The following is a 13,520-nucleotide window of genomic DNA, read 5'->3' as shown; positions in this document are numbered from 1 at the left end:
GTTTGTAAAATCAGTTATCAATTATTTGGCTGTAAAGATAAAGCTTGTCTTTTATGAGTGCCAAAAAACCTGCATTATTTTTATCCACAATTTTTGCGCCTTCATTTTTGAAGATTTGGGATAGTGTCTTTCCATCAAAAATTTGAATTGCTTGGCTTCCAAATATCAAAATATCGCTATTGTTTCTTCGGAGTTTTCTTGCATTGGAAATGGGGGAAGAATAGAGTAGAGTAGCTTTTGTATTGTAAACCTCAAAAGAGTTCTCTTTAAGAATGTAAACTTTGTTATCGTAAACAAGGAAGTCTTTCAGAGATTGTAGATTGATGTTGAAAGGGAAAGAGCTAATTGTAGAGCTATTTCGGAAGTTGTATTGGAAAAGCGTCTTGTTGCTGTCGTCTAAAAGCCAAGCGAATTGAAGATCTTCTGCATAAACAGCCTTTATGAATCCGAAATTTAAATTTATTTTTTGAATTTCGTTAAGGTTTTGATCTAGAAATTTGATTTCCTGAGCGTTTTCAGAAAACATCACAATGTTGAGTGGGTTGGTTACGCTTTGGATTTTGTAAGGGAAAGTTAACATTAGTTTTCCCAATTGAGATCCTATTGAATCATACTTAGTAAAACTAAGGTCTCTATTCTTATATAAATAGATGTTTCCATAATCATCCCCCAAAAGTTCTTGGACATTCTTCGTTTGTAAAGAGTCTAATCCGATTCTTTTCTGAGAAAAAAGTAAAACAGAACTTAATATTAATATGAATGATAGAGATTTCAATAAATTAGTTTTTATTAAATGAGATAGCTTATCCTCCATTTAGAGTAATGATAATATCTTTTGTGATGGCTTTGTTTTGATTATATTTTGCATCGCAGATAGAGGTGGTTAAGTTGTAATTACCTTTTTCTACTAAGATGTAATTTTGTCCATTGGACGGAACTGTAAGGTTGTAGAATTTTTTACCATTTATTTTTACCACAAGGACACATTTGGATTTATTGACAATTTGGATGACAGCCTCTTTTTTATTGGGGTTGTTATCGAATAAATTCGTGAGGATTGCCGCAGTGTTTTTTGCTTGTGCAGACGGTTGTCCTTTTGCAGCAGATGTTCCAACAGTAGACGTTTTTTCTATTCTCTTTTCCGTCATCCGTGTAATTGTGGGTTTTGCGGAAGATGATGTTGATCCTCCATAAGAAAGAGTTGTGAGTCTTTTCTTCAGTTCGGGAACAGCGGGATGTTTTGGGTTTTTGCTGATAAATTTTTCAACAATAGCTCTGTCTGTGGTCGATTTTGCTTCGAAAACGCTTTGTGAAAATGCAAAGAAACTAATTGGTAAAAACAAAAGTAAAAATATCTTCTTCATTGTAATATTATTAATGTCGGTTTGGGTATAAAACGTAAAAATAAATTAAATCTTGTTAATAAATTAGAAATTTATGATAATTAAATAATAAGTTAACTAGTCTGTTTTAAAGAAATGTGGCTATGTTTCTATTTTATTAAGAATATTTAGGTGTGTTATTTTTTTATAAAAATCACTATATTTGCACGCTGAAAAACCTCAACGAGGAAAATCAAATCAATTAAATAAAAAAAATAATCAATATTATGTCTTATACACCAGTAGCTGCAGACGTAGCAAAACTAAGAAACACAACAGGTGCAGGAATGATGGACTGCAAAAAAGCTCTAGTAGAAGCTGAGGGAGATTTCGAAAAAGCAATCGATATCCTTAGAAAAAAAGGACAAAAAGTTGCTGCTAACAGAGCAGACAGAGATTCTTCTGAAGGTGCTGTAATCGCAAGAGTAAACGAAGATAATACTTTAGGTGTTGTGATTTCTCTTAACTGTGAAACTGACTTTGTTGCTAAAAACGAAGCGTTCATCGAGTTGGCTTATGAGTTGGCTGAAATGGCAATTTTTGCTGCTACTAAAGAAGAATTATTGGCTACAGATTTCCACGGAATGACTGTTGCAGATAAATTGATCGAGCAAACTGGAGTTATCGGTGAGAAAATCGAGATTGGTGCATTCGAAAGAATCGAAGGGCCTTTCTTAGGAGCTTACATCCACGCTGGAAACAAAATTGCTTCTATCACTTCTCTTTCTGCAAAAGTTGACGGAGCTGACGAAGCTGCAAAATCTGTTTCTATGCAAGTTGCTGCAATGAACCCAATTGCTCTTGATGAGACTGCTGTTTCTCAGGAAACTATCGATAAAGAATTAGAAATCGAAAGACATAAACTTATCGAAGAAGGTAAGCCTGCAAACATTATCGATAATATCTTGAAAGGTAAAATGCAGAGATTCTACAAAGACAACACTTTGGTACACCAAGATTTCATCAAAGATTCTAGCGTATCAGTTGCTGATTATGTAAAATCTGTAAACGCTGATCTTAAAGTAACTGGATTCGTAAGAGTTGCACTTGCTTAATTAAGACTAGGAATAAATAAATCAAATCCCGCTATATTTTTATGGCGGGATTTTTTATGTTATAATTAATGAATATTTTTGCATCCCATTATTATGTTAAATGACACGTTCTAAATTTTTCCAATTATTGCTTTGTTTTTTTAGTCTTATTAATATTAATCTGATCAAAGCACAGAATATTAGCGTTGATACAAGTTTGAACGCACAGCAATTGGTGGATAAATTCATTGGAGCACAAAATGCAAGTTGTATCACTGTTTCGAATGTCTCTATCTCAGGATGGAATTTTGGAGGAAATGATACAAGTTATGGTTATTTTAGCAGAAATGGAAGTAGTTTTGAAATTGATGAAGGCATCATTCTTTCTACTGGAAAAGCTAAAGACGCAGAAGGACCAAACAGTACATTGCAAAGTAATTTTGATAGCAATTGGCCTGCAGGAGATCCAGATTTGGTTTACATACTCAGTCAAGCGGGGTTGCCAACAGATAATATTCTGAATGCAACTTATCTCGAATTTGATTTTGTATCCCTGCAAAGTGATAAGATTAGTTTCGATTATATGTTTCTGTCGGAAGAATATCGTGATAGCAACTGCCGTTATTCCGATGCTTTTGCTTTTTTGATCAAAGAGGCGAGTAGTACAGATCCTTATCAGAATATTGCACTTGTCCCAGGAACCAATACGCCTGTAACTTCTCTTTCTATAAATGGAGCTACAAATTGTCCTCGTAATGTTGATTACTTTGGGGGTTTTAATGGTTTGGTGAGTCCAACCAATTTTAATGGGCAAACCAAGGTTTTGAAAGCAAACGCAACTGTGAAAAAAGGAGTGACTTATCATATAAAATTGGTAATCGCTGATCATGGTGATGCTAATGGACTCTATGATTCTGCGGTTTTTCTGAAATCTGGAAGTTTTACAGGGAATATTAATATTGGAAATGATCTTACAATTGATAATGCGGATCCACTTTGTGAAAATGTACCATATAGGATTCAACCCAATCCTATAATTAATGATCCATCTGCCAAATATACTTGGTTTAAAAATGGAGTGGCAATTACTTCGATTCCTCCAAGTCAATCTTATTATGATGTTGTCAATGAAGAAGGAGATTTCAGTGTGGAAGTTACTTTGGGAAGTGGATGTAGATTGGAAGGTTATGTGAAGATTGAAAAAGTACCAGTTGCTAATATTAATACAACTCCAATTCAAGTTTGTGATAATGATTTTGATGGGAAGTATTCTGCGGTTCTATCAGATTTCAATAGTCAGATAATAACCAATTTTTCAAGAGATTTTAAGGTTTCTTATTATACTACTTCGGGAGCTCTAATTGATCCGGATAAAGAATTTGTATTTACTAGTAATCCCCAAACTATTAATGTTTCCGTAGGAGCGTTTTCCTGTACTCCAAAAATTTATCCAGTTCAGTTTTATTATGGAACTCAACTTACTGTCAATTCTATTCCGGTTTATCCAATTTGTGATGATGAACTTAACGGGAGTGAGGATGTTAATTTGGCTGATTATGTAGCATTAATTACAAATGAAACTGGTGTTACGCCAACTTATTTTGCAACAGAAACCCAAGCAAAAATAGGCGGAAGTTCTACTATCTCTAGTTTGCAAACCATCAGTACGGATAAGTCATTTTTTATCAGAATAGAGAAAGCTGGGTTTTGTCCTAATTATAAAGAAGTGAAGTTTAACTTCAAAAAACCTAACCAATCTACTACGTTACCAAATGATCCGATAACTATCTGTAAAGGAGCTACCACAATCTTAGATGCTGGTATGGGTTTTACAAGTTATGATTGGTATAATGAGGCAGCTCCTACAGTTTCTATTAGCAATCTTGATAAAATAACAGTCGGTGTAGGTAATTATTTTGTAATTCTTACTTCTCCAAATGGATGTAGTTTCAAACAATCTGTAATAGTTGAAGAAGCTATAGAACCAGTGATTGATAATGTTTTGATAGAGGGAACAACGGTTACGGTTTTGGTTTCCGGTGGAACAGCTCCTTATCAATATGCTTTGGACGGAGGTAGTTACCAATCTTCTAATATCTTTACAAACGTAGATCTTGGAAATCATACAGTTTTTGTTCAAGATGCAAATGGTTGTTCTATAATTACGAAAGATTTTTCTTTGATTAATATCCAGAATATCATTACACCAAACCATGATGGTATTAATGATGTTATCAATTATTCTTCTTTGTTGACAAAACTAGAACCAAGATTTGAAATCTATGATAGGAATGGGATTCTGGTTTTCAAAGGTGATGTCAATAACCAATTTGTTTGGGCTGGTACTTTAAATGGAAGAATATTACCAACCGCTACATATTGGTACATTATAGAATGGAATGAATCTGGAAATCCTCAAAGAACAAAACTTACAGGTTGGATATTACTGAAAAATAGAAATTAGTAAATTTAAATATAAGGCAATAAAATGCTTTTTTCTACATTTGTAATAATATTGATAAGGTTATTACAATGAAGAAAGTTTTACAAATTCTATTATTATTTATTTTTTCCATAAAGTTTTATGCTCAATTAGATAGAGAACATTGGTTTGCACCAATGATTGATAGAACAGGAAATCCCGATCGATTTCAAACGTTGTATATGTCAACTGATGAGACGGTGCCCTTCAAAGTCGATATTTATAACAATAATGTTGTTATTGGATCTGTCAATATCAGCAAGAATAATCCAGGGAAATTTGATGTTCCAAGGATTTACATTATTACAACAACAAACGGAGATCTATTCAAACCTGTTTCAAAGGGACTTTACCTAAAAGGAGAAAAACCTTTCTTTTCTAGCTTACGATTTTCAGTGTATAATCATGGGGAATTAATAACATCCAAAGGATCTGCTGGAATAGGGAATTCATTTAGAGCTGTTATGGCTCCTATCTCAGCAAGTAATAATATTCTGAATTTTATGACTAGTGTTATGGCGACAGAGGATAATACCAATGTCACAATCACAGGCTTTAGTCCAAGTCTTATTTTTTCTGATGGAGATGGACGAACCCAGTTTACTTTTACGCTTAACAAAGGACAATCTTATATTATAGATGGTAGAGGAGGAATATCTCAAAACTGGACTGGGTTCATAGGTGCAAAAATAGATTCGGATAAACCTGTTTCGATAACCAATGGTAATTTCAACGGACAATACGCAACTAGTTCTACAAATAGCTCTGATATCTTGATGGATCAAGGTGTTCCTATTGATAAACTGGGACAAGAGTTTGTTCTAATGAAAGGCAATGGAAATCCTTACAATGGGATGGAAAAAGCTCTTATTGTAGCAACAGAGGATAATACTGAGATTTATTTGAATGGTTCCGGCATGCCTGCTGCAACTATTAATGCGGGTAAATATTTTGTAACACCTAATAATGCTTACATTTTGCAAGGTTCTACGCATTACAACATGCATGTTAAAACTACGAAAAATGTGTATGTTTATCAATTGTTGGCGGGAGATCCAAATAGTTCTGAAGTTGCAACAGGCGGTTTTAATTATATTCCGCCACTAAGTTGCTATCTACCAAAAAAGATTGATGAAATTGGAGCTATCCAAGAAAATTATGTTGTAAGCAACGGAAATCCCGGTGGCATTCTCAATATCCCAACAAAACTTAATATCATTACAGAAAAAGGTGCAACTATAGATGTTAAAAGAAATGGAGTTTCTCTTAATTTAACTTCTGCTAATGGACCTTTCAATGTTTCGGGATCTAGTAATTGGGTGACTTATTCTTATCCCAATATTACAGGAAATGTAGCGGTTATTTCCTCTAGTGCGGTTACTGCTGGTATCTCTGCAGGGGATGATGCTGTAGGTTACGGCGGTTATTTTGCGGGTTTCTCCTATATTCCGGCCATTATTAAGCAGGAAGGAGATTGTCTACCTGGAGTTAAACTTGCTGTAACAGAGGGTTTTACGTCTTATCAATGGGTTGTTAAAGATAATTCAGGTGCTTACTCACCAGCACCAGGTGTTAATAATACTAATACTTATGAGCCGGCTCAGGCAGGGATCTATGCAGTAATTATTCAGCAAGGATCTTGCCCAGCAATCCAGACTCCAGATTTTAAATTTTATAATTGTACTACCTACACCAATGTCAATTATGAGACTTGTTCTACACTTACTATAACGCCAACGTTTAGTTTAAGTCCGCAGGTTCTAAATCCATCAACTGTAAAAATAGAAACACCTCCAACAAAAGGTACTGTTTCTATCGCAGCCAATGGTGTTATAACTTATACTGCAAATCCTAATACTTTAGGAATTGATACTTTCAGATTCTCATATTGTGGAAATGGCACAATCCCAGATTGCGAAACCACGCAAGCAACTATCCAAGTCAATCAAATTGTTGGACAAGATGCTACTTTGAGAGAGTGTACTTCTACAAATAATGCGGTTTATAACCTTTCTCAGGCCGATGTAACATCAGATACAACAACAACCAAAGTCTATTACAAGTCGTTATCAGGAGCGCAAAACGAGACGACCGCAGATGAAATTTCAAACTTTACGGCATTCAACTCTCCAGATACCAATGTGTATGTTCGAATCAAAAATGCGACAGGTTGTTTTGCCATCTTTAAAATTGAATTGAAGCACAAAGCAAATCCTGTTGTTCAAGAAAATCTTTATACAAAAGTACATTGTGACGATGAAGATGGAGTTGTAGACGGTAATTATGTGGTGAATCCCAATGATATTACACCAATTGTGCTGTCAAATCCAGCAACATTTACTGTAAAATATTATGATTCTGCGGCTAAAGCAAATGCTGGAGGAACAGATAATATTACAGGAAATTATATTTTCACTGCTGCCAATGCAAAAATATGGATTAGAGTAGAATCTGTGGAAGCTTGTGCTACGGTAAGAGAAATTACATTAAATATAGGTAATAAAATACCACTTATTACAAATAACCTGAATGCCGACGTTTGTGACAAAGGTTTAGATAATACAGAAATTGTAAATCTTGCCGACTATCTACCACAGTTGACTTCCGAAACTGGTCTTACAGTATTATATTATGCATCAATGGCAGATGCGCTTAGTGGTCAAAATGCAATTTCTGCATCGCAGACAGTAACTTTAGGAACAGTGGCTACATTTTATTATGTCATCAAAAATGCTAGTTTCTGTTCGGATGTGGCAACCGTTAATTTGACATTGATAGAAGGCGGAATTGCATCCACAACTTTGCAACCAAGCTATACGATTTGCGAGGATTCAACAATTCTTTTAGATGCAGGAACCGCTCATTCTACTTATAATTGGTATAACCAAAACGATCCAACTACAATTATAGGAATAAGCCCGAAAATAACGCTTCCTGTTGGGAAATATTTTGTAATCTTAATTTCTATCACAGGTTGCGAATACAAACAGTCTGTAGAAATTGTGGGAGCGCCAAAACCGGTTCTTAATATTGCGGCTTATAATGCAACTCTTTGCGATGATAACCTAGATGGACAAATTGATCTTACATTCTCAACAAACGTTACACCAACTATTTTAACAAATAATAATACCTATTTCACGGTAACATATTACAACAATCCAGCAATGTTGCCAACACAAGTATTGCCAGATGCTTGGAGTTTTTCGGCAGATACAAGAGTATATGTAAAAGTAGCTTCTAGCAATTGTACAGATGTAACCGGTTTTATTGATTTCAAAATAGGAAGTAAAGTTGTTCTTCTTACAGAGTCTGTTAATCAAAACATTTGTGATACAGATTCTAATGGCGATGAAAATATAGATCTTTATGATTATAAAAACTTATTTTTATCAGCAGCCGACATGGGAATCCAGCCCACGTTCTACTTGACTTTGTCTGATGCTCAAAATAATACTAATGCAATTGCAGCTAATGTAGTTTTAACTGCAAATATTAATTACTATTACCGATTTGAAACCTCAGGAAGTTGTGCAAACGTTGGCGAGTTGAAAATCGCATTCACAAATGGTTTTTCCTCTACAACGTTGCAGCCAAGCTATACGATTTGCGAAAATGCAACAACAGAATTAGATGCGGGAACTGCTCATGCTTCTTACAATTGGTACAACGAGGCAGCCCCATCCACAATCATAGGAACAACTGCAAAAATTACTGTTCCACCAGGAAAGTACTATGTGATTCTTACATCGGCAGACGGTTGCGATTATAAGCAGAATGTTGAGGTTGTTGGTTCTCCTGTTGCACAGCTGGATGTTACAAAACTCCCATCAACTTATTGTGATGATAATATTGATGGTACAATTAATCTTCAACTATCAACAGGCGTCACGCCTTTGATTTTGTTGAATAATAATAGTGTTTTCACGGTTAATTACTACAATAATGTTACGGGGCAATTGCTTCCAGATAATTGGAGTTTCACAACCGATACAGTAGTTAGAGTAGAAGTAATATCTACACATTGTGGAACGGTTACAGGAATCCTTAATTTCAAAATTGGGGCAAAAGTTCCGCTTATTACATCGGCTGCAACAGAATCTGTTTGCGATGATGATCTAGATGGTGAGAAATTAGTTCAAAACCTGGATGACTATATTGCCAATTTTACATCCGATCCAGCGGTAACCGCTAAGTTTTATACTAAAAAAGCAGATGCACAAGCTAATGCATCTAACAATATTACAGAGATTACTGTTAACCAATCGCAGACTTTATTTGTCAGACTTTCTAGCCCAACAGAGTGTCCAGAGATAGCCGAGTTGACAATCAAAATTAAAGTTCCTTTGTCATCCACTAGTTTGCTGCCGGTTTATACTATTTGTCCAGATGCAACAATAAGTTTAGATGCTGGTTCAGGATTTAGTTCTTACGCTTGGTATAATGAATCAGACCCTACAACTATCATTGGAAGTACTTCGGTGATTCCAGATTTGCCGGTTGGTAAATATTTTGTAATTCTAACAGGATTCTCACCAAACGATTGTCCTTATACTCAAAAAGTTGAGATCAAAGCAGTAGAATTGCCAATTATAGAGGGGATTTCCATCACCGGAAATACAGTTATTGTCACTGCAACCGGAGGAAACGCTCCGTATAGATATGCTCTAGATGGTGGTAGTTATCAAGATTCTAATACGTTTACCAATGTTGCACCAGGATTACATACTGCTTATGTAATTTCTGATGATAATTGTACACCAGTTAACAAAGATTTTTCTGTCATAGAAATTTATAATTTGATTTCTCCAAATGGAGACGGCAAAAACGATGTTCTAGATATGTCGCTTCTCAAGTATAAAGAAAATGTGACGTTCCAAATTGTTGATAGACAAGGTAAAAAACTGTTTGAAGGCGATACCAAAAACAACTATATCTGGGATGGAAAACAAAATGGAAAAGTATTGCCGACATCTAGCTATTGGTATATTATGCAATGGCAAGATTTTGTTGACTCGCCTCCGGTTAAATATACCGGTTGGATATTGTTGAAAAATAGAAACTCCGACTAAAAATAGATCGAACAGTTATGATGTAAAATATATTGTAATTCTAATTACTTAACAGAAAGCCGATAAAGTTTAATATAATTTTAAACCTTATCGGCTTCTTTTTTGTAACAATTCTCTGTTTATTTCTCTATAAATTTGCCGGATTATTATGAAGAAGATATTTATTGTTTTTCTATTACTTTTTGTAGCATCTGTTTCTGCGCAGGAGATTCAGGGAGAGATCTTTATCCGAGATAAGTCTAGCTTGTATCTTAATCAAGTCTATGTTACCAATCTCAATGAACACAAAAGTGTAATGGCGAACTATAATGGCGAGTTCAAAATTGCTGTTAAAGAAGGGGATGTCCTTAGATTTACATCTATAGCAACAGAAAGAAAAGATGTAAAAGTTACCAGTCAAATGCTGGGGATTAGGAAAAATTTCGTAGAATTACAAATTGCTTATTACGAGATTCAAGAAGTTATCGTAAGCGCTTTCAAACCAACGGGCAACCTTCGTAGAGATGTCGCAATGCTGAAAGGTTCGGATAAAGCTTTCGAACTCAAAAAAATGATCGGCCTCCCAGAACCGAAAGGCGACGGGACTTCTCCAGAAATTCCTATCTTGGGCTTCAATCAAGGACTTAGTTTTAGTATCGATAGTTTTTTTGATTTAATCTCGGGAGAAAAGAAAAAGAAAGAACGCGCCTATCAGTACGAAAGAATGAGTAAGAATATCAAGAATCTTCAAGATTATTTCGGGGACGATTATTTTATCAGAATGAAGATCCCAAAAGAATTGATCCCAAATTTCTTACAATTTATCTATAGTTCAGATAATATAACAGAGTTTTTGGAGACTAATAATTACGAAGCTGCAAAAATTTATATAGAAAAATATCTGCCGATTTATCTTAAAAGATTGCAAAATTCCAATCTGATGCAAGTTACATCAGATATGTCAAAATAATATTATTAACTAATTATCAAATTTTAAAAAATAAACGAAAAAGCTGTAAGTTATTGCAAGGTAGCTGATTACACGTTTTTCATTTTCAAGATAAAAACAACCTTAGAAAAAATGGGCAAGAACAAAGCTGCAAGATTTAGAGAAAATACGATATTACCAAATGTAATCCAGCCAACGCGTGATCAGTCAATCAATGGGTTTGAACACAAAGGGAAATGGAAAGAGTTTTTTGGAAATGATAATCCAATAGTTTTGGAACTTGGCTGTGGGAAAGGAGAGTACTCGGTAGGATTAGCAAATGCTTTTCCGGATAAAAATTTTATTGGAGTAGATATCAAAGGAGCAAGATTTTGGTTTGGTGCAAAAGAAGCTATAGAAAAGAACCTTAATAATGTCGCTTTCCTCAGAACCCAAATAGAATTAATAGATAATCTCTTTGCTGAAAATGAGGTGTCTGAGATTTGGATTACTTTCCCAGATCCACAGATCAAATACAGAAGAACAAAACATAGGCTTACGAATCCAGAGTTTTTAGCAATGTACAGAAGGATCCTGAAACCAGACGGAATCATCCATTTGAAAACAGATTCCGAATATCTTCATGGATATACCTTGGGACTTTTACAAGGTTTGGGACACGAGATTCTGACTGCTCATCACGATATTTACGGTGCTGCAGAGTATCAGCCAGATACACCACTGTTGAAAGATATTAGAACTTATTACGAGGAGTTGTTTTCTGCGAAAGGAAAAACCATCACGTATATCAAATTCAAATTAAAGAATGAATAAAATTTTCTATAACAAGAATCTTGAAAATACAGATTTAGCGATTATTCATTAATAATAAAAAAAACGAGTTTCAAAAAAAGAAACTCGTTTTTTATGCATTGTAAAGTGAAATTACTTGATTGATATTTCGTAGATTCTGCTCCAGTTTTTACCAGTTATTACCATATTATCTCCTTTGAAAGCGATCCCATTCAAAACATCTTCACCACCAGTAGAACTTTGTTTTACGATATTTGTAAGATCAAGAATACCTGTGACTTCTCCATTAGTTGGGTTGATTTGCAGAATGATTGGTTTGTGCCAAACATTAGCATAAACAGAGCCTTTGTGATACTCTAGCTCATTTAGTTGATCGTAACCTTCTGTGTTGCTTGCTACAGCAATTGTTCTTAGGACTTTCGATGGATTTTCTGGATTCAGGAAGTAGAGATTTTTTGTCCCATCAGAAAGGATAAGCTCTTTCCCGTCGTAAGTCAATCCCCAGCCTTCACCTAGGATGTTGTCATAAGGGAATTCGCTTAATAATTTCAGACTGTTTTTATCGTAGATAAAACCTTTTTTGTTCTTCCAAGTTAATTGATAAACTTTATCTCCAACAATCGTACTTCCTTCCGAAAAAATGTCTTCAGGTTGAGATGTGCTGATGATTGGAGTTGTAGAGCCGAGATTATAAGTCAAAATTCTAGATTGTCCGTTTTGTCCATCAGATTCGTAAACGGTATTTCCGTCCAGTTGAAAACCTTGTACAAAATTATTGGCATCGTGTGGATATTGGTTTAAGACAGTATATGTTATACTTCTTGGTTTTGCTTTTGCAAAAACGTTTATCGTTGCATCTTGCTGTAGGACTTCTCCACTTTTTGTTTTGATATTGAAAGTCACATCATTTTCTCCCAAAGTGAAAAAAGTTGGGTCAATGGTCAAATTGCTGATTTCTTTATCACCATAGCTTATTGTGATAGCTTCCGAATAGTCCAAAACATCTTGAGGGATTTGAAGTTTGTCCCCAAAGTGATAACCTTTGCTCTGTTGGCTGATATTATAGTCATTCAGTGAGTTGAGGATATCCTTGTCATTAGTACAACTTACCAAAAATAAAAATGCAACAGCGGATGTTAAAAAAATCTTTTTCATTAGAAAATATTGTCTGTCGGACTTATCCGATTTTTAAATTAAAATTTGGGAGAATCTATTATTGTTTCCAATTCTATAGCTCAGAAACTTTGCCAAAATTACAAAATATGAAAACTAAGAGCTCATAAATTTTTCTTAATTAAACATAAAAATGTAGATTTGTAGATATTATGATTACGATAATTGCCGCAATAGGAAAAAATAATGCTCTAGGAAAAGATAACCAATTACTTTGGCGTCTTCCAAAAGATTTGAAACATTTCAAATCGCTTACAGAAAATCATCCCGTGGTTATGGGCAGGAAAACTTACGAAAGTATAGGAAAAGCTTTGCCAAACAGAACCAATATTGTGGTGAGTAGAAAAGATAACTGGTTTGAGGAAAATATTCTGATTGTTTCCAAACTTAAAGAAGCTCTCAAGTTTGCAAAAAAAATTAATGAAAATTTTTTCATTATTGGTGGTGGTGAGATTTATAAACAAACAATGGAATTGGCGGATAAATTAGAAATCACCTATGTGGAAGAAGATTTTGAAGCAGATACATTTTTTCCGAAAATAGATTTGAAAATCTGGCAAAAAACAAACGAAGAATTCCACGCAAAAGATGATAAAAACGATCACGATTTTTATTTTCAAACCTACGAGAGAATTAACAAAGATTAAATCATTAGGA

The 13,520-nt window shown here is 34.5% G+C and carries 9 protein-coding genes; 6 read left to right on the top strand and 3 right to left on the bottom strand.

Going from position 1 to position 13,520, the window contains the following annotated elements; translation table 11 throughout:
• Positions 1-10: 10 nt before the first annotated feature.
• Both DRF58_RS10110 and DRF58_RS10105 read right to left on the bottom strand, forming a co-directional pair.
• Positions 11-775, bottom strand: a complete 765-nt coding sequence (locus tag DRF58_RS10110; protein ID WP_123902389.1) for a hypothetical protein — start codon at positions 773-775, stop codon at positions 11-13.
• A 28-nt stretch (positions 776-803) separates the two neighbouring features.
• Complete coding sequence (locus tag DRF58_RS10105) at positions 804-1,364, bottom strand: DUF6759 domain-containing protein (protein WP_116035145.1); 561 nt, start codon at positions 1,362-1,364, stop codon at positions 804-806.
• A 245-nt stretch (positions 1,365-1,609) separates the two neighbouring features.
• On the opposite strand from DRF58_RS10105, the gene tsf reads away from it, so the two are divergent.
• The 5 genes from tsf (at position 1,610) to trmB (ending at position 11,711) form a co-directional block, all read left to right on the top strand.
• Positions 1,610-2,437 carry a translation elongation factor Ts gene (gene tsf / locus DRF58_RS10100; RefSeq protein WP_116035143.1) on the top strand — a complete coding sequence of 276 codons (828 nt, stop codon included), beginning with the start codon at positions 1,610-1,612 and terminating at the stop codon, positions 2,435-2,437.
• A gap of 100 nt (positions 2,438-2,537) precedes the next feature.
• Positions 2,538-4,880 carry a choice-of-anchor L domain-containing protein gene (locus DRF58_RS10095; RefSeq protein WP_116035141.1) on the top strand — a complete coding sequence of 781 codons (2,343 nt, stop codon included), beginning with the start codon at positions 2,538-2,540 and terminating at the stop codon, positions 4,878-4,880.
• 68 nt (positions 4,881-4,948) lie between these two features.
• On the top strand, positions 4,949-9,970 hold the full coding sequence (locus tag DRF58_RS10090) for a T9SS type B sorting domain-containing protein (protein ID WP_116035140.1): 5,022 nt from the start codon (positions 4,949-4,951) through the stop codon (positions 9,968-9,970).
• Positions 9,971-10,118: 148 nt separating this feature from the next.
• Positions 10,119-10,919, top strand: coding sequence for a hypothetical protein (locus tag DRF58_RS10085; RefSeq protein WP_116035138.1), 801 nt, complete (start codon positions 10,119-10,121; stop codon positions 10,917-10,919).
• Positions 10,920-11,030: 111 nt separating this feature from the next.
• The gene (trmB, locus tag DRF58_RS10080) at positions 11,031-11,711 is read left to right on the top strand and encodes a tRNA (guanosine(46)-N7)-methyltransferase TrmB (RefSeq protein ID WP_116035136.1); all 681 of its coding nucleotides are present in this window, start codon (positions 11,031-11,033) and stop codon (positions 11,709-11,711) included.
• 111 nt (positions 11,712-11,822) lie between these two features.
• Here the strand turns inward: trmB and DRF58_RS10075 are convergent, their stop codons facing one another.
• Complete coding sequence (locus DRF58_RS10075) at positions 11,823-12,845, bottom strand: glutaminyl-peptide cyclotransferase (RefSeq protein WP_116035135.1); 1,023 nt, start codon at positions 12,843-12,845, stop codon at positions 11,823-11,825.
• A 170-nt stretch (positions 12,846-13,015) separates the two neighbouring features.
• On the opposite strand from DRF58_RS10075, the gene DRF58_RS10070 reads away from it, so the two are divergent.
• Positions 13,016-13,510, top strand: a complete 495-nt coding sequence (locus DRF58_RS10070; protein WP_116035133.1) for a dihydrofolate reductase — start codon at positions 13,016-13,018, stop codon at positions 13,508-13,510.
• Positions 13,511-13,520 lie beyond the last annotated feature (10 nt).

The sequence above is a fragment of the Epilithonimonas hispanica genome, assembly GCF_003385395.1.
GTDB classification, from domain to species: domain Bacteria; phylum Bacteroidota; class Bacteroidia; order Flavobacteriales; family Weeksellaceae; genus Epilithonimonas; species Epilithonimonas hispanica.
The sequence above is the reverse complement of the archived record's forward strand: the minus strand, read 5'-3'. Positions and strand labels throughout refer to the sequence as shown.